Raw genomic sequence first — 16,011 nt, 5'->3', positions numbered from 1 at the left:
GAGCGCGCGGGCATGCGACGGCCGGGGGCGCAGCCGCCGGTCGTGGTGGTCGGCGTCCCCGGCGGCTGGGCGGCGGCGTCGGCGGGTCTGCGGCACGCGGCCGAGACCGCCACGGCGGCGCAGGGGCTGTCCGACCGCCCTTGGTACGACGCCCGGCGTCTGGACACCGACCTGTTGCTGTGGCGTCTGAGGGACCACCCCGACCTCGCCGCCTTCGTTGACCGCGCGATCGGCCCCCTCCGGGACCACGACAACCGCTCCAAGCCGCCGCTCCTGCCCACCCTGGAGACGTACTTGGCGCACGCCGGCCGCAAGGCGGAGACGGCGCGAGAGCTGCACCTCAACCGGCAGACGCTCTACAACCGGCTCGCCCGGATCGGGGAGCTGCTGGGAACGGACCTGGACGACCCCCAGACGGTGCTGGCGCTGAGCCTGGCGCTCCAGGCGCGCAGGTTCGTGCCGTAACGTGCGATCCGCTACTGAAGCGGCAGAGGCTTCGTCAGCTCGTCGTACACGCTCAGGACCTGAGCGACCGTCTCGTCCTCGGTCGGCCAGGACGCGGCCTGGCGCGTGCCCTTGTCCCGCAGGAGCTCACGCCGTTCCGGATCCGCGAGGAGGCGTACGACGGCTTCTGCGAGCGCTTCCGCGTCTGCGTGGGGGACGAGCTCGGCCGCGTCGCCGACCAGTTCCGGAATGCCCTCTACGGCTGCCGCGACGAGCGGCACGCGCGCGTGGAGCGCTTCTTGGGCCAGCACGGAGCGCGATTCCCGGCTGCCGGGCAGCAGCGCGAGATCGGCGGCCGCCAGCAGTTCGCCGATGTCGTCGCGCCGGCCGATCAGGCGGACGGGCAGCCCTTCGTCCTCGATACGCCGCTGGAGTTCCCCGCGCAGCGGACCTTCCCCGGCGATCACCAGCAGCGGCAAGGTGTCCAGCCGCCGCCACGCGCGCGCGGCGTCCAGCAGCGTGTCGTACCCCCGGTACCGGTCGAGGGCGCCGACGGCCATGAGCAACGGCCGGTCCGTGGCCCCGAGTTCGGCCCGGGCCTTGGCGCGCAGCCGGTCGCGGTCCTCGCTTCCGTCGGCGGGCCGGCGATACCCCGGGAGCGCCACCGCGGCGAGCCGAGCGTCCCGCGCACCGCTGCGGCGGGCCAGGTCCACGAGTTCGGACGAGGACCCGAGGACGACCGAGGCGGCCTTCGCGACACGTCGCTCCAGGAGTCGCACCAGACGCGCCCGCGCACCGTCGGCGCGCGAGCGGGAGTGCCAGGTCACGACGAACGGGAGGCTCCGCCCGCCGAGCGCCATCGCCGTCCGCAGCGCGGCATGGAGGCCGTGCGCGTGCACGAGGTCGGCGTCCGCGCAGGCCGTCCGCAGCGCGGCCACGGAAGCCGGGTCACTGCGCCGCGGCACGGACACGTGCTGGGCACCCACACCGGTGAAGTCGTACGTCCGGTCGGCCGCGGCCGGGGCGCACACGGTGACGCGCACTCCCCGGGCGACGAGCCCCGACGCCAGCGAGCGCACATGCGCGCTGCTGCCCACGCTGCCGCCGCCGAGCACTTGCACGGTACGCAGCGGCGGCTGTCCGTGCGGCGAGTGGCTGCTCACGGGCATCACGTGGCCGGGGCTCCTGGTTCGGCGTCGGGCGGTCACGAAGAAAAGTACAGAGGGGGACGGGCAGTGGGGGTGTACCGCGCGTGGTCCCGGTTCCAAGGATGCCAGGCCGCGCAGGTGTTCCGGGACCATCGGAGGGTCGCTGCGGTGGTGGGCGGGAAGGCGCGGTGACGTTGATCACTCTCATGGTCACTCACATGGGTGAACGGGCGGGCATGTTCGGGGCGGAATGTTCGAGAGCCGTTCGAGCGCCGCGGCCGGGGCCGGGGCCGGGGCCGGGATCCTCCGGCTCCGGTTCACGCCCTCTTCCCGCGCACCGACGAACGTGCCACGTGGCTGACTTCGTCGCCGTACACGGCCGCCGCCACCAGGGCCGCCGCGTGCGCGAGGAGACCCGCACGGCCGTTGCCGACGGCGATGGCGGCGCCGAGCGTGGCCCCGAGGGCGTGGGCTCCCGTGTCACCGATCATCGCGCGCTCACCGAGGTCGTCCGGGAGCACGGCCACCGCGGCCCCCGCCGCCACCGCGGACAACTCCCCCGCCCGCCCTTCCCGCACCAGCCCGGGCATCGCCAGGGCGAGCACGGCACCGGCGGCCCTCCCCGGGCGGACATCCACGAGATTGACGAAGTGCGCGCTCCCCGCGATCACGACACCCGCGAGCAACCTGTCCACGGGCCGCTCCTTGAGCAGTGCGCCCGAGACTAGGGCCGCGGCCGAGATGCCGAACAGCTTGACGGCCCCGCTGGTCACCTCGCCGCCCCGCAAGGCGGAAAGGTGCGCCCGGAATCCCCGTCGGGGGTCATCGGCCCCGGCGACGTCGTCGTACGCCCCGCACGCCCCGGCGGCGAGCACCGCGAACCCGGCGGCGGGACGGACCCGCCCGCTCCCGAGCGCGGCCGCCAGTGCGGCGGCGGGCCCGGCATACAACTCGACGGTCCGGCCAGCGTAATTCTCGCGCGTCCAATGGTCGTGAGAGCGCGGGGGCTTGGCGCGCAGAGCCGTGATTCCGGCGCGTGTCGCCACAGCGGCGAGGCCGAACGCGATGCTCCTGCTCGCGATGCTCCTGCTCAGGGGGGTGCTCATGCCGTCACCCTAAGGACCAGGCGGAGCTAGCCGTCCCCGCGAGCCGTCGCCAGCAGTTCCTCCGCGTGGGCCCGAGCCGTCTGGGAGTCCTCCTGGCCCGCCAGCATGCGGGACAGTTCGCGAATCCGTTCCTCGCCCTCCAGGACCTTCACACCGGACCGGGTGACCGAACCGTCGTTGGTCTTCTCGACGAGCAACTGCCGGTCGGCGAAGGCGGCGACCTGCGGCAGGTGGGTGACGACGACGACCTGCGCGGTCTTGGCGAGGCGGGCGAGCCGGCGGCCGATCTCGACCGCGGCCTTGCCGCCGACGCCCGCGTCGACCTCGTCGAAGAGGTACGTGGGCACCGGATCCGTACCCGCGAAGACGACCTCGACCGCGAGCATGACGCGGGACAGCTCACCGCCGGACGCGCCCTTGGCGATGGGCCGTGGCGGTGCGCCCGGGTGGGGCGCGAGGAGCAGCTCGACCTCGTCGGCACCGGCGGGTCCGTACGCGACCGTACGACCGCCCACCTCGACGCCGTCGGCGTCCTCCGTCTGCCGTATCTCGAACGACACCCGCGCGTGCGGCATGGCGAGCGAGGCGAGTTCGGCGGTCACGGCCGCGGCGAACCGCGCCGCGGCCTCCTCCCGCGCGTCCGTCAGGGCCTGGGCCAGTCCGCCCAGTTCGGCCCGCAGCGCGTCCCGCTCGGCGGTGAGTTCGCCGATCCGGTCGTCGTCGCCGTCCAGTTCCGTGAGCCGCGCGGCGCTCTGCTCGGCCCAGGCCAGTACGGCGCCCACGTCCTCGCCGTACTTGCGCGTCAGCGCGGTGAGTGCGGCCCGCCGTTCCTCGACCGCCGCGAGCCGCAGCGGATCGGCGTCGAGGTCGTCGGCGTACCCCGCGAGCTCCCCCGCCACATCGCCGAGCAGAATCCCGATCTCCCCGATCCGGTCGGCGAGCGCGGCGAGCGCGGAGTCGTGCGAGCGGACCGCCTCCAGGGCACGGTGCGCGCCCGCGACGAGCGTCGCGGCGTCGATGCCCTCGGGGTCCTCGGGGTTGCCCGCCACGGCCGCGTGCGCCGCCGTGGCGGCGGAGGCGAGCGCCTCCGCGTGCCCGAGTCGCTCGGCCTCGGCCGCGAGCTCCACGTCCTCGCCCGAGCGCGGCTCCACCGCCGCGATCTCGTCGAGCCCGAAGCGCAGCATGTCGGCTTCCTGGGCGCGTTCACGCGCGCGTGTGGTGATCTCGTCCAGCTCGGTCGAGATGGCGCGCAGCCGGCGGTAGGCGCTCGCGTACTTGGCGAGCGGCACGGCGACCGCATCGCCCGCGTACCGGTCGAGCGCCTGCCGTTGCCGGGACAGCTTGAGCAGACCCTGCTGGTCGGTCTGGCCGTGCACGGCGACCAGTTCGTCGGCGAGGTCCGCGAGCACACCGACGGGCACGGAACGTCCGCCCAGATGTGCCCGCGAGCGCCCCTCAGCGGAGACGGTACGGCTGATCAGCAGCGCTCCGTCGTCGAGTTCGGCTCCGGCCTCCTCGGCCCGTACGACGGCGGAGGTGCCGTCGGGCAAGGCGATCCGGCCCTCCACGACCGCGTTCTTGGCGCCGATCCGTACGAGGGCGGCGTCCGCGCGTCCGCCCAGCAACAGCCCCAGGCTGGTGACCACCATCGTCTTGCCCGCGCCGGTCTCACCGGTCACGGCGGTGAAGCCGGGCGACAGCTCGACGACCGCGTCGTCGATGACTCCGAGCGACCGTATCCGCATCTCCTCCAACACGGACACGACCTTACGAGGTCACGGGCCCGGTGTGCGACGGCCCCTGCCCTCGTTCCACGAAGGCGCAGGTGGTGGGAGCCCGTCGCGAGGCCCTGTTCACCCTCGGGAGTGGGGTTTTCCTCAGCTTGATCCTGCGGCGCCCCTCATGGTGGGAGATCCGCCTCTCGCACCAGTCTGGACACATGAGGACGGGACTGGCCCAGGCGGCTCTGCGGGCGCACCGCCCCGCGTTCGTGGGCACGGCGGTCGCCGCGCTCTTCGCGGCGACGGTGGTGAGCGCGGCGACGTCGGTGCTCATGGCGACCAGCACGGCGCATGCGGACGAGCTCTCCGCGGACGCCCGCAGACAGCTCAGGAGCAGCGGCGTCGGTGACATGGCCGCGGTCCTGTTGATCGGCTCCATCTACATGTCGATTTTCGTGGTCGTCTCGACGATGGGCACGGCCGTGGCGCAGCAGCACCGCGAACTGGCGATGGTCCGCTCGATCGGCGCGAAGCCCCGGCAGGTGCGACGTGCGGTGGCGGGCCAGGCGCTGGCGGCCGCCGCGAACACGCTCTCGATGATCTCATTCGAGCGGCGTCGGGACATCGCGCTGCTGCGTGTCATCGGCACCCAGGCCCGCCAAGTCCGTGCGATAGCGGCCTGGGAGGCCGTCGTGGTCGCCGGCACGGCCCTGTTGCTGGGCGGCGCGACAGCCCTCATCACCCTCGCACCGGTCCTCGACGAGGCCTTCGGCTCCCCGGTCCCGTACATACCGTGGACCGTGCTCGCCGGCATCGGATCGGGCACCCTGCTCCTCACGCTGCTCGCCACCGGGCTCCCGGTGCGATCGGTCATGCGACGCCGAGCCATCTCGGTGGTCGGCGCCACATGACGTACGTGATACGGCGAGGACCGGCTAGTGCGGCGCCCCCCGCCAACCCGCCACGGGCAGTGCGAACTTCGCCACCAGCCGGTCGGTGAACGACGCGTGGTGCAGCCGGGCGAGCCGTACCGGTACGGCTCCGCGGCGCACCTCCACCCGTGCTCCCGGGGGGAGTTCGAGCGTGCGGCGACCGTCGCACCACAGCACCCCGTGCGGCGTGTGCTGCTGGACCTCCACGGCAAGCACCGAGTCCGGCGAGGTCACCAGCGGCTTGGCGAACAGGGCGTGCGCGCTGATGGGCACCATGAGCAGCGCCTCGACCTCCGGCCACACCACGGGACCGCCGGCGGAGAAGGCGTACGCCGTCGATCCGGTGGGAGTCGCGCAGACGATGCCGTCGCAGCCGAAGCCGGTCACGGGCCGTCCGTCGATCTCCAGGATCACCTCGAGGAGCCGCTCGGCGGAGACCTTCTGCACGGCGGCCTCGTTGAGCGCCCAGTCGGTGTGTACGACATCGCCGTTGCTGTGCACGACGACGTCGACGGTCATGCGCTCCTCGACCTCATAGGCCCTCGTGACCACCCGGTCGACGACCTTGTCGAGGTCGTCGCGCTCGGCCTCCGCGAGGAAGCCGACGCGTCCGAGGTTGACGCCGAGCATCGGGACGCCGGAGGCGCGGGCGAACTCCGCGCCGCGCAACAGCGTGCCGTCACCGCCCAGCACGATCAGCAGCTCGCACCCGTCGAGGCACTCGGGAGTCGCCTCCTTGACGAGCTCCACCGTCGGCGGCAGCGGCAGATCGGCCGCCTCAGCCTCGAGCACCCGCACGCCGAGCCCGGAGCGGAGCAGCCCCTGGACGACGAGTTCGGCACTGCGGATGGCCGCGGGCCGTCCGGTGTGGGCGAGCAGGAAAACAGTACGAGCTCGGGTCTGTGTCAACGCGGCCCCTCCGCCACTGCGCGGTCAACATCGGCCGGGTCCAGAGCGGGTGCTCCGGCACGCAGCCACAGAAAGTACTCGACATTTCCCGAGGGCCCGGGCAGCGGGCTGGCGGTGACACCCTTCACCCCGAGACCGAGCTCCCCGGCGTGCGCGGCCACACCGCGCACGGCCTCGGCCCGCAGGTCGGGGCTGCGTACGACACCGCCGCTGCCCAGCCGCTCCCTGCCCACCTCGAACTGCGGCTTGACCATCATCACCAGGTCGGCATCGGGCGCCGCGCACCGCACGAGGGCGGGCAGCACCAGGCCGAGCGGGATGAAGGACAAGTCTCCGACAATAAGATCCACCGGCTCCCCATCAATCTCCTCCAACGTCAACTCGCGTACGTTCTTACGGTCCTTGACGGTGACCCGTTCATCACTCTGGAGAGACCAGGCCAGCTGCCCGTAGCCGACGTCGACGGCGACGACATGCGCGGCTCCCGCACGCAGCAGTACGTCGGTGAAACCGCCGGTCGAGGCGCCTGCGTCCAGGGCCCGCCGCCCCTTGATCCCGAGGCCGAGCGGAACGAACGCTTCCAGAGCCCCGGCGAGCTTGTGGCCGCCGCGCGAGACGTACTCGGGGTCGCTGTCGTCCGCGGTGACCACGATGGCCGCGGCGGTCTCCACCTGGGTGGCGGACTTGGTCGCGAGAGTCTTGCCGACGGTGACCCGCCCGGCGGCGATCAGCTGGCCGGCGTGCTCGCGCGAGCGGGCGAGCTTCCGGCGTACCAGCTCGGCGTCGAGGCGGCGGCGTGCCACTCCTGCCACGTTCGGTTCAGCTCCTGTTGTTCATGCTGTACGGTCCGGGCGGGCGTCCAGCGCGGTCAGCGCGTCACGCAGCCCCCTGTGCACATCTTCGTACACTTCGACGTGCCCGTCCGGGGCGAGGTGGTCGGCATCGGCCAGGCGGTCGAGCTGAGCGTCCACGTCGGCGTTCCCGGTGGGGGTACGCGGCACGTTCAGCGGGGCGGGGGCGGCAGCGTCGTAGCTGGGCCCGGCTTCGGGTCCGGCCTCGGCTCCGGTCTCGGATTCGACCTCGGATTCGGATTCGGGCGAGGGCACGGACTCGACCGGAACGTCAGCCTCCGTACCGAAGGCGTTCGCCTCCGAGCCCGTCATGGAGTCGCTCATGCCCCCGACGCTACCGCGAAGCTCTGGGGTACCGTCGGTCGCGATGGCGACCATTGAGGAGTGCCGCAGCGCACTCGACAAGCTTTCGGAGAACATGGCCGGCGCGGACGGCGACGTGCGCAGCGCCGCCGCCCTGGACCGCTCGTTGAGCTGCCACATCACCGACCTCGACATCACCTTCGCCGGCCGTCTGCAGGACGGCCGGATCGAGGTGCTCGACACGGTGCAGGGCCCTCCGCCGAACAAGGCGGAGATCCGGCTCACCATGGCCGGCGACGACCTGGTCGCCCTGGTGAACGGCGAGCTGCATTTCGCAAAGGCGTGGGGTGCGGGCCGCGTCAGACTCGAAGCGGGCCTACGGGACCTGCTCCGGCTCAGGAAGCTGCTCTGACCAGGCGTTTCCGGCTCAGGACCCCTTCGCCGCATTCATCGCATTCATCGCATTCATCGCATTCGTCGTGTTCGTCGTATCCGCCACGCCGACCGCCGCGGCCACCCGCGTCTTCCGCGCCGCCGGCACCACCAGCGGCGTACCCGTCTCCGGGTCGTCGATGACCTGGCAGCGCAGCCCGAAGACCTCCTCGACAAGTTCGGCCGTGACGATGTCCGACGGCGCGCCCTCGGCGATGACGGAACCGTCGCGCAGGGCTATGAGGTGGGTGGCGTACCGGGCCGCGTGATTGAGGTCGTGCAACACGGCGACCAGCGTCCGGCCCTGCTGCTCGTGCAGTTCGGCACACAGATCGAGTACGTCGATCTGGTGCTGGATGTCGAGATACGTGGTCGGCTCGTCGAGCAGCAACAGCGGGGTCTGCTGGGCGAGCGCCATGGCGATCCAGACGCGCTGACGCTGGCCGCCGGAGAGTTCGTCGACATAGCGGTCGGCCAGTTCGGCGACCCCGGTCGAGGACATCGACTCCCGTACGATCCGCTCGTCCTCGGACGACCACTGCCGCAGCAGCCCCTGGTGCGGGTAGCGTCCGCGGCCCACCAGGTCACCGACGGTGATTCCGTCGGGCGCGATCGACGACTGCGGCAGCAGCCCGAGCGTCCTGGCCACCTTCTTCGCGGGCATCGACTGGATGACCTGCCCGTCGAGCAGCACCCGGCCCTGGTTCGGCTTCAGCATCCGGGACAGCGCGCGCAGCAGCGTGGACTTGCCGCAGGCGTTCGGGCCGACGATCACGGTGAAGGAGTTGTCGGGGATCTCGACCGACAGATGGTCGGCGATGACGCGCTGGTCGTAGGCGAGGGTGACGTTCTCGGCGGACAGACGGTTCGCGGACGGGTTGTTCGCGGACGGGTTGTTCGCGGACGTGCGGTTCACAGTGCCAGTGCTCCTCTTGGTGTTCATATCCGGCCCGCCTTGCGCTCGGTGACCAGGAGCCACAGCAGATAGACGCCCCCCAGTACTCCGGTCACCACTCCTACGGGCAGCTGGTCGGCGCCGAATGCCCGCTGCGAGGCCCAGTCCGCGACGATCAGCAGGGTGGCGCCCATGCACATCGCGGCCATCAGGTTCGGTCCCGGCGAGCGGGTCAGGCGCCGGGCGAGCTGCGGCGCCGTGAGCGCGACGAAGCTGACCGGTCCCGCGGCGGCCGTGGCGGCCGCGGTGAGCAGCACGGCGGCCAGCATCAGCAGCATCCGCGTCCGCTCGACCCGCACCCCGAGCGCGTACGCGACGTCGTCGCCCATCTCCAGCATGCGCAGCCCGCGTGCGTTGCCCAGGACGAGCGGCAGGAGGGCGGCGCACAGCCAGAGCAGCGGCCAGACCTGGGGCCAGTCGCGGCCGTTGAGCGACCCGGTCATCCACACGACCGCGCGGGCCGCGTCGACGAGATCGGCCTTGGTGAGCAGATAGCCGTTGACGGCCGTGACGATCGCGGAGACGCCGATACCGACCAGGACCAGCCGATAGCCGTGCACACCCCGCTTCCAGGCGAGCACATAGATGGCGAGCCCGGTCGCCAGTCCGCCGACGAGCGCCCCGACGGTGACCTCGGCCGCGTTCCCCGAGAACAGGACGATCACGGTGAGCGCGCCGGCCGTAGAGCCCTGCCCGAGGCCGAGCACATCCGGACTGCCCAGCGGATTGCGGGAGATGGCCTGGAACAGCGCGCCGCCGAGCCCGAGCGAGGCCCCCACCAGGAGGCCGACGAGGACCCGTGGCAGCCGTAGCTCGTTGACGATGAACTCCTGTCCCGTGTCGCCGTTGCCGAGCAACGACTTGAGGACGTCCCCGGCCGGGATCGGGAAGTCGCCGGTTCCGATCAGTACGACGCTCGCGGCGAGCGCGGCCACCAGCAGCAGGGCGACGACCGTGAACGAGCGCACGTCGAGACGGACCGACAGCCCGCCGCGGGCACGGACGGTCCGAGCGCGGAACGGCCGGGCGGAACCGGCCTGGGTCTTGTTGTCTGCGGCCTTCACAGCTGCGCCGTCCTCCGCCGTCGTACGAGAAAGATGAAGACCGGGCCGCCGAGGATCGCCGTGACGATGCCGACCTGCAGCTCGGCCGGCCGCGCGACGATCCGGCCGATGACGTCGGCGCCGAGCAGCAGCACCGGCGAGAGCACGGTGGCGTACGGCAGGATCCAGCGCAAATCGGGTCCGGTGAAGGAGCGCACGAGATGCGGGATCATCAGCCCGACGAACACGATCGGCCCGCATGCGGCGGTCGCGGCCCCGCAGAGCAGGGTCGCGGCCGCCATGGCCAGCGCGCGGGTGCGGCCCAGATGCGCGCCGAGCGCGCGGGCGGTGTCGTCGCCCATGGCCATGGCGTTCAGCGGCCGGGCGAGGGCCAGCGCCAGGACCGTACCGACCACGAGGAACGGCAGCACCTGCTCGATGGTCGTGTCGGTGGCCGAGGACAGCGAACCGACCGTCCAGAAGCGCATCTTGCCGAGCGCCGCATCGTCCATGATCATCACGGCCTGCAGATAGCCGTAGAGCGCGGCGCTGATCGCGGTGCCGGCGAGTGCGAGCCGCACCGGCGTCGCGCCCCGGCTGCCGCCGAGGACGTACACCAGCGCCCCGACCACGGCAGCGCCCGCGAAGGCGAACCACACATACCCGCTCAGTGAGGTGACGCCGAAGTAGGTGATGGCCGTGACGACCGCCGCGGACGCGCCCGCGTTGATGCCGAGGAGTCCGGGGTCGGCCAGCGGATTGCGGGTGAGCGCTTGGAGGACGGCCCCGGAGAGGCCGAGGGCGGCGCCGACGAGCAGTCCGAGGACGGTACGCGACAGGCGCTCGCTCACCACGACGTCGCCATACGTCCCCGAATCCTGGAACAGGCCGTGCCAGACCTGGCCCAGGGACAGCTCCTTCGCGCCGATGGCGATACTCGCCAGCGCGACGAGCACCAGCACGGCCACGGACACGAGGAGCCCAGCTGCTCGTACGGCCCGGCGGGTTGGGGGCGCGGCGGCGGTCTCCGCGCTTGGTTCGGGGGGACTGTCGACCAACACCCAGTTAGGTTAGCCTACCCTCCCCTCCGGGTTCGATCCGGAGGCCGGGCAGGCCTTCAAAGCCCCAGCCGCGCCAGGGCCTTGCCCCCGTCCAGTCCGCAAGTGCCTTCCCCTGCCGCCGTCCAGGCGGCGGCACACAGCGCCCGCAAGCCGTCGAGCGCCCCGCCGTCCCCCTCCAGCTCCAGCCGCTCACGCCCCGCAACGGCGGTCCATCCGCCGCAGCGGAAACCCTCGCCCTCCGCGACGACCTCGGGCTGCCCGGTCAACATCCCCCGCAGATCGGCGTCCACATACGTCGGCCGGTGCTCCGGCGGCGCGGCAAGCAGCTGCGCGCCGTCGGTCACCCCCGTCAGCACCAGCAGCGAGTCCACCTCGCCGTTGAACGCCCCCTCGATGTCCGTGTCGAGCCGGTCCCCGACCACCAGCGGCCGCACCGCCCCCGTGCGCAGAATCGTCTCCCGGTGCATCGGCGGCAGCGGCTTGCCGGCCACCTGCGGCTCGGCGCCCGTCGCGATCCGTACGACCTCGACGGCCGCCCCGTTGCCGGGAGCGATCCCCCGCGCGCTCGGAATCGTGAGGTCGGTGTTGGAGGCGAACCACGGCACTCCGCGCGCGATGGCGTAGCAGGCCTCCGCGAAGCGCCCCCACGGCAGCTCCGGCCCGCCGTACCCCTGCACAACCGCCACCGGCTCGTCCTCGGCCGACTCGACGGGCTCGAGTCCACGCTCGCGCAGCGCCACCCGCAGCCCGTCCCCGCCGATCACCAGCACCCGCGCCCCCGCGGGCACCTGCTCGCTGATCAGCCGGGCCACGGCCTGCGCCGAGGTGATGACGTCCGACTCCTCGGTCGGTACCCCCAGCTCCGTGAGGTGCGCGGCCACGGTGTCGGGCGTCCGCAGCGCGTTGTTCGTGACGTACGCGAGATGCATTCCGCCCGCACGAGCCGTGCCGAGCGACGCCACGGCGTACGCGATCGCGCTCCCCCCTGCGTACACCACCCCGTCCAGGTCGAGCAGCGCCGTGTCGTACGCCTCGCTCAGGGGCCGCTCACTGCCCGCGGGCCGCGTCCTCACGGTCTGGCTCATTACGCATCGCTCCTCGTTCGATCCCATTCCCCCGATCATCCCGCATGCCGCTGACACACTTACGATGCATCAATGAACACTGCAGGTCCCGCGGACGTACCGGCTCGCATGGGCCTTGATCTGACCCCGTTCCGGGGTCTGCGCTACGACCCCGACCGGGTCGGCAGCCTCTCCGCCGTGACATCCCCGCCGTACGACGTGGTCGTGCGGCCCGACGGACTGCACCACCTCGAATCGGCCGATCCGCACAACATCGTCCGCCTGATCCTCCCCCAGGCCGCCACCCCCACCGCCCGCAACAAGCAGGCGGCGGTCACCCTGCACCGCTGGCTGGCCGAGGGCGTCCTGGTCACCGACCCCGAACCGGGCCTGTACGTCTACGAGCAGCGCGACGGCGACGGCATGCTGCAGCGCGGCGTCATAGGCGCCCTGCGCCTTTCCGAGCCGGCGGAGGGCGTGGTCCTGCCCCACGAGGACGTCATGCCGCACGTGGTCGCCGACCGCGCGGACCTGATGCGCGCCACGTCCGCGAACCTCGAGCCCCTCCTCCTGACCTACCGCGGCGACGGCTCCGCCACCGGCACGACCGCCGTCATCGAGCGCACCGTCCAGCATCCGCCCCTGCTGCGCACCACCACCGAGGACGGCTTCAGCCACCGTCTGTGGTCGGTGACCCGCCCCGCGGACCTGGCCGCGATCCGGGCGGACCTGGCCGGCCACCAGGCCCTCATCGCGGACGGCCACCACCGCTGGGCGACGTATCTGCGCCTGCGCACCGAACACCCCTCCCCCAGCGCCTGGGACTTCGGCCTGGTGCTGCTGGTCGACACCGTGCGCTACCCGCTCCGCGTGCGGGCGATCCACCGCCTCCTGCACCGCCTCTCCGTACCCGACGCTCTCACCGCCCTCGGGGACTCCTTCCGCGTACGCCGCGTCGACGGCCCTCTCTCCGAGGCGAGGGAAGTCCTCGCCGTGGCGGCCGCCGAGGGAAACGCCTTCCTCCTCGCCGGCGACGGCGCCTTCCACCTCGTCGACCGCCCCTCCCGGGACCTTCTCGCCCGTACGATTCCGGCCGACCAGCCGGAGGCCTGGCGCACCCTCGACGCGACGGTCCTGCACGCCACGCTCATCGACCACATCTGGCACATCCCGGACGTGCCTGAGCACATCGCGTACATCCACGACACCGCCGCCACGGTCGCCAAGGCCGAACGCGACGGCGGGACGGCTGTCCTGATGCACCCGGTCCAGGAAGAAGTCGTACGCGAACTGGCGGGCCAAGGGGTCACGATGCCCCGCAAGTCGACGTCGTTCGGCCCGAAACCGGCGACGGGGCTGGTGCTACGCGCGCTCGAACCCTGAGACGCGGATGAGCGGGACCCCCGGGGTGTCCCGGGGGTCCCGCTCATCCACTCGCGCGCCGCCTGATGCCGGCGTCAGCCGTCCAGGGCGTCCTTCTCGTCAGCGTCGCTGTCGATGCTGTCGTCGTTGTCGCCCTTGTCGTCGTCCTCGTCGTCCTCGGAGTCGGTGTCGACCGACTCGGGTGCCGGAGCCTCGGAAGTCTCCGTGTCATTCTCGTCGAGGGCGTCCACGAACTCGACGCCGTCCATCTCCGCGAGCCGGTCCGAAGCGTCCGTGCTGCCGTCCTTGTCGGACTCGACCGCCTTCGCGAACCACTCGCGCGCCTCGTCCTCGCGACCGGCCGCAAGCAATGCGTCCGCATACGCGTAGCGCAGTCGTGCCGTCCAGGGCTGCACGGAGTTCGAGGCCAGCTCGGGACTCTGCAAGGTCACGATGGCAGCGTCGATCTGGTCCATGTCGCGCCGGGCCCCGGCCGCCACCAGCCGCATCTCGACCTGGCCCGCCTTGTCGAGCTTCTGCACCTCGGGGGCCCCGGCCATGTCGAGGGCCTTCTCGGGCCGCCCGAGACCCCGCTCGCAGTCCGCCATGACGGGCCACAGCTCCACGCTTCCGGTCATCCGCCGCGCGGCCCGGAACTCGGCGAGCGCCTCGCTGTACTTCTGGTTCGCGTACGCCGCGAAACCGGCCGCCTCGCGCACGGCGGCGACCCGCGACGCCAGCCGCAGCGCGACCCTCGAGTAGCCGTACGCGCCCTCGGGATCCTCGTCGATGAGCCTGGCCACCATCACCAGGTTCCTGGCGACATCCTCGGCAAGCCCCTTCGGCAGGCTCTGGAGTTCCTGCCGTACGTCCTTGTCGATCTCGTCACCCGTGACGTCGTCGGGGATGGGCAGCCGCTTGATCGGCTCGCGGTCCCGCTCCCGCTCGTCACGGAAGCGCCCGCCTCCCCGGCGGTCATCGCCCCGACGGTCGTCACGACGGAAGCCGCCCGGACGGCCACGGCCGTCCTCGCGGCGCGGCCCACGACCGCCCCGCTCGTCCCGCCCCCGGAAGCCACCGCGGGTATCGTCCCGCCGGAAACCACCACGGTCTCCGCGGTCGCCGTCCCGACGGTCGTCACGGCGCGCGTAACCGGCACGGTCACTCTGCCGACGGTCATCGCGACGGTCGCCGCCCCCACGGCTGTCGTCACGACGGAAGCCACCACGCTCGCCACCACCGCGACTGTCGTCACGACGGAAGCCACCGCGGTCGTCACCCCGACGGTCATCACGCCGGTCGCCGCCCCCACGGCTGTCGTCACGACGGAAGCCACCACGCTCGCCAGCACCACGGTTGTCGTCACGACGGAAACCACCGCGGTCGTCACCCCGACGGTCATCGCGACGGAAGCCACCGCGGTCGTCACCCCGACGGTCATCACGGCGATCGTCACGCCGGTCGTCGCGGCGGAAGGCCGGCCGGTCCCCCTCACGCCGGGCCGCGCCATGGTCGCGGTCGTCGCGACGCGGTCCACCGGGTCGATCGTCACGACGGAACGGCGGACGACCTCCGCGATCCCGGTCGTCGCGTCCACGGAAGCCGCCTCCGCCACGGTTGTCATCACGACGGAAGCCACCACGCTCGCCGCCACCACGACTGTCATCACCACGGCGATCGTCACGGCGGAAGCCACCGCGATCGCCACCACCGCGACTGTCGTCACGTCGGAAGCCGCTGCGGTCATCGCCACGACGGTCATCGCGACGGAAACCACTCCGCTCGTCACCACGCCGGTCATCACGGCGATCGTCACGCCGGTCGTCACGCCGGTCGTCGCGGCGGAAGGCCGGCCGGTCCCCCTCACGCCGGGCCGCGCCATGGTCGCGGTCGTCGCGACGCGGTCCACCGGGTCGATCGTCACGACGGAACGGCGGACGACCTCCGCGATCCCGGTCGTCGCGTCCACGGAAGCCGCCTCCGCCACGGTTGTCATCACGACGGAAGCCACCACGCTCGCCGCCACCACGACCGTCATCACCACGGCGGTCGTCACGGCGGAAGCCGCCACGCTCGCCACCACCACGACTGTCGTCACGTCGGTCGTTGTCGCGGCGCGGCCCCCCGCGGTAGCCGCCGCGGTCACCACTGTCCCGGCGGCGCTGATCGCGCTCCGGTCGCTCGTCGGGAGAGTTGGGGGACATGGTGACTCCTGTCTTAGGTACTGCAAGTCATTCTCGCGCAGGTCGGGTACCCTGCGCGGTTCGGGAAAACAAAAAAGGACCTCTGGTCCCAGCGAGTCGCTGGGACCAGAGGTCCTCCAAAGATTGTTCGGCGGCGTCCTACTCTCCCACAGGGTCCCCCCTGCAGTACCATCGGCGCTGAAAGGCTTAGCTTCCGGGTTCGGAATGTAACCGGGCGTTTCCCTCACGCTATGACCACCGAAACCCTTTCAGACACCTCGCGATAAACGAGGTCTTGAACAGGGCAGCGAACAAGCACACTCTTCAATTGATAAGTGGAACTGTTCAGCCAGCACAACCGTTCGTTGTCTGGGAACTACACAGTGGACGCGAGCAACTGAGGACAAGCCCTCGGCCTATTAGTACCAGTCACCTCCAGCGGTTACCCGCCTTCCAGATCTGGCCTATCAACCCAGTCGTCTACTGGGAGCCTTACC

Annotated in this window: 16 protein-coding genes and 2 rRNA genes; 4 read left to right on the top strand and 14 right to left on the bottom strand. The window is 71.7% G+C overall.

Annotation, left to right across the window (positions count from 1 at the left end; all coding sequences use genetic code 11):
* Positions 1–465: PucR family transcriptional regulator (locus FE633_RS45410; RefSeq protein ID WP_138051008.1), on the top strand; the 465-nt coding region annotated here is incomplete at its 5' end.
* Between the two features lie 11 nt (positions 466–476).
* On the opposite strand, the gene FE633_RS45405 is transcribed toward FE633_RS45410, so the two are convergent.
* The 3 genes from FE633_RS45405 to recN form a co-directional block, all read right to left on the bottom strand.
* Positions 477–1,616, bottom strand: a complete 1,140-nt coding sequence (locus FE633_RS45405) for a glycosyltransferase family 4 protein (protein ID WP_171060396.1) — start codon at positions 1,614–1,616, stop codon at positions 477–479.
* 293 nt (positions 1,617–1,909) lie between these two features.
* Positions 1,910–2,698, bottom strand: a complete 789-nt coding sequence (locus tag FE633_RS45400) for a hypothetical protein (protein ID WP_138051006.1) — start codon at positions 2,696–2,698, stop codon at positions 1,910–1,912.
* A 26-nt stretch (positions 2,699–2,724) separates the two neighbouring features.
* The gene (recN, locus tag FE633_RS45395; RefSeq protein ID WP_138051010.1) at positions 2,725–4,443 is read right to left on the bottom strand and encodes a DNA repair protein RecN; all 1,719 of its coding nucleotides are present in this window, start codon (positions 4,441–4,443) and stop codon (positions 2,725–2,727) included.
* Positions 4,444–4,637: 194 nt separating this feature from the next.
* Between recN and FE633_RS45390 the strand changes: the two genes are divergently transcribed.
* A complete protein-coding gene (locus FE633_RS45390; protein WP_138051005.1) occupies positions 4,638–5,330 on the top strand; it encodes an FtsX-like permease family protein in 693 nt (230 codons plus the stop codon).
* 24 nt (positions 5,331–5,354) lie between these two features.
* Here FE633_RS45390 and FE633_RS45385 read toward each other — a convergent pair whose 3' ends face one another.
* The 3 genes from FE633_RS45385 to FE633_RS45375 are packed head-to-tail and all read right to left on the bottom strand — an operon-like array spanning position 5,355 to position 7,423.
* The gene (locus FE633_RS45385; RefSeq protein ID WP_138051004.1) at positions 5,355–6,260 is read right to left on the bottom strand and encodes an NAD kinase; all 906 of its coding nucleotides are present in this window, start codon (positions 6,258–6,260) and stop codon (positions 5,355–5,357) included.
* Positions 6,257–7,072, bottom strand: a complete 816-nt coding sequence (locus FE633_RS45380) for a TlyA family RNA methyltransferase (RefSeq protein ID WP_138051003.1) — start codon at positions 7,070–7,072, stop codon at positions 6,257–6,259. The genes FE633_RS45385 and FE633_RS45380 overlap by 4 nt, the downstream gene beginning before the upstream one ends.
* Positions 7,073–7,093: 21 nt before the next feature.
* Complete coding sequence (locus tag FE633_RS45375; protein ID WP_246114138.1) at positions 7,094–7,423, bottom strand: hypothetical protein; 330 nt, start codon at positions 7,421–7,423, stop codon at positions 7,094–7,096.
* Positions 7,424–7,478: 55 nt separating this feature from the next.
* On the opposite strand from FE633_RS45375, the gene FE633_RS45370 reads away from it, so the two are divergent.
* Positions 7,479–7,826 (top strand): SCP2 sterol-binding domain-containing protein, encoded by a 348-nt coding sequence (locus FE633_RS45370; protein ID WP_138051002.1) that lies wholly within the window; start codon positions 7,479–7,481, stop codon positions 7,824–7,826.
* A 15-nt stretch (positions 7,827–7,841) separates the two neighbouring features.
* On the opposite strand, the gene FE633_RS45365 is transcribed toward FE633_RS45370, so the two are convergent.
* The 4 genes from FE633_RS45365 to FE633_RS45350 are packed head-to-tail and all read right to left on the bottom strand — an operon-like array spanning position 7,842 to position 11,990.
* The gene (locus FE633_RS45365) at positions 7,842–8,789 is read right to left on the bottom strand and encodes an ABC transporter ATP-binding protein (protein ID WP_425473330.1); all 948 of its coding nucleotides are present in this window, start codon (positions 8,787–8,789) and stop codon (positions 7,842–7,844) included.
* Positions 8,786–9,865: a FecCD family ABC transporter permease gene (locus FE633_RS45360; protein ID WP_138051001.1), complete on the bottom strand. Its 1,080-nt coding sequence runs from the start codon at positions 9,863–9,865 to the stop codon at positions 8,786–8,788. Before FE633_RS45360 ends, FE633_RS45365 begins: the two co-directional genes overlap by 4 nt.
* Positions 9,862–10,905, bottom strand: a complete 1,044-nt coding sequence (locus FE633_RS45355; RefSeq protein ID WP_138051000.1) for a FecCD family ABC transporter permease — start codon at positions 10,903–10,905, stop codon at positions 9,862–9,864. Before FE633_RS45355 ends, FE633_RS45360 begins: the two co-directional genes overlap by 4 nt.
* A gap of 56 nt (positions 10,906–10,961) precedes the next feature.
* A complete protein-coding gene (locus FE633_RS45350; protein WP_138050999.1) occupies positions 10,962–11,990 on the bottom strand; it encodes an HAD hydrolase-like protein in 1,029 nt (342 codons plus the stop codon).
* Positions 11,991–12,062: 72 nt separating this feature from the next.
* Between FE633_RS45350 and FE633_RS45345 the strand changes: the two genes are divergently transcribed.
* Positions 12,063–13,352 carry a DUF1015 domain-containing protein gene (locus tag FE633_RS45345; protein ID WP_138050998.1) on the top strand — a complete coding sequence of 430 codons (1,290 nt, stop codon included), beginning with the start codon at positions 12,063–12,065 and terminating at the stop codon, positions 13,350–13,352.
* A gap of 74 nt (positions 13,353–13,426) precedes the next feature.
* Here FE633_RS45345 and FE633_RS47980 read toward each other — a convergent pair whose 3' ends face one another.
* From FE633_RS47980 to FE633_RS49960, 4 genes are all read right to left on the bottom strand, one after another.
* The gene (locus FE633_RS47980) at positions 13,427–14,245 is read right to left on the bottom strand and encodes a tetratricopeptide repeat protein (protein ID WP_212747353.1); all 819 of its coding nucleotides are present in this window, start codon (positions 14,243–14,245) and stop codon (positions 13,427–13,429) included.
* Entirely contained in the window at positions 14,137–15,429 is a 1,293-nt protein-coding gene (locus FE633_RS47975) for a hypothetical protein (RefSeq protein WP_212747354.1), read from the bottom strand. Before FE633_RS47975 ends, FE633_RS47980 begins: the two co-directional genes overlap by 109 nt.
* Positions 15,430–15,660: 231 nt before the next feature.
* Positions 15,661–15,777, bottom strand: a 5S ribosomal RNA gene (rrf, locus tag FE633_RS45335).
* Positions 15,778–15,913: 136 nt separating this feature from the next.
* Positions 15,914–16,011, bottom strand: a 23S ribosomal RNA gene (locus tag FE633_RS49960); the annotation flags it as partial.

Source organism: Streptomyces montanus (assembly GCF_005786655.1).
In the GTDB taxonomy this organism is placed as follows: domain Bacteria; phylum Actinomycetota; class Actinomycetes; order Streptomycetales; family Streptomycetaceae; genus Streptomyces; species Streptomyces sporangiiformans.
Note: the sequence above shows the minus strand (reverse complement) of the source record. Positions and strands in the feature narration are given on the sequence as shown.

Bases quoted from the DNA above. Each gene is read 5' to 3' on its own strand.
- FE633_RS45375 (WP_246114138.1), bottom strand. From the start codon at position 7,423: ATGACGGGCTCGGAGGCGAACGCCTTCGGTACGGAGGCTGACGTTCCG.
- FE633_RS45350 (WP_138050999.1), bottom strand. From the start codon at position 11,990: ATGAGCCAGACCGTGAGGACGCGGCCCGCGGGCAGTGAGCGGCCCCTG.
- FE633_RS45345 (WP_138050998.1), top strand. From the start codon at position 12,063: ATGAACACTGCAGGTCCCGCGGACGTACCGGCTCGCATGGGCCTTGAT.
- FE633_RS45390 (WP_138051005.1), top strand. From the start codon at position 4,638: ATGAGGACGGGACTGGCCCAGGCGGCTCTGCGGGCGCACCGCCCCGCG.
- FE633_RS45370 (WP_138051002.1), top strand. From the start codon at position 7,479: ATGGCGACCATTGAGGAGTGCCGCAGCGCACTCGACAAGCTTTCGGAG.
- recN (WP_138051010.1), bottom strand. From the start codon at position 4,443: ATGCGGATACGGTCGCTCGGAGTCATCGACGACGCGGTCGTCGAGCTG.
- FE633_RS45400 (WP_138051006.1), bottom strand. From the start codon at position 2,698: ATGAGCACCCCCCTGAGCAGGAGCATCGCGAGCAGGAGCATCGCGTTC.
- FE633_RS45365 (WP_425473330.1), bottom strand. From the start codon at position 8,789: ATGAACACCAAGAGGAGCACTGGCACTGTGAACCGCACGTCCGCGAAC.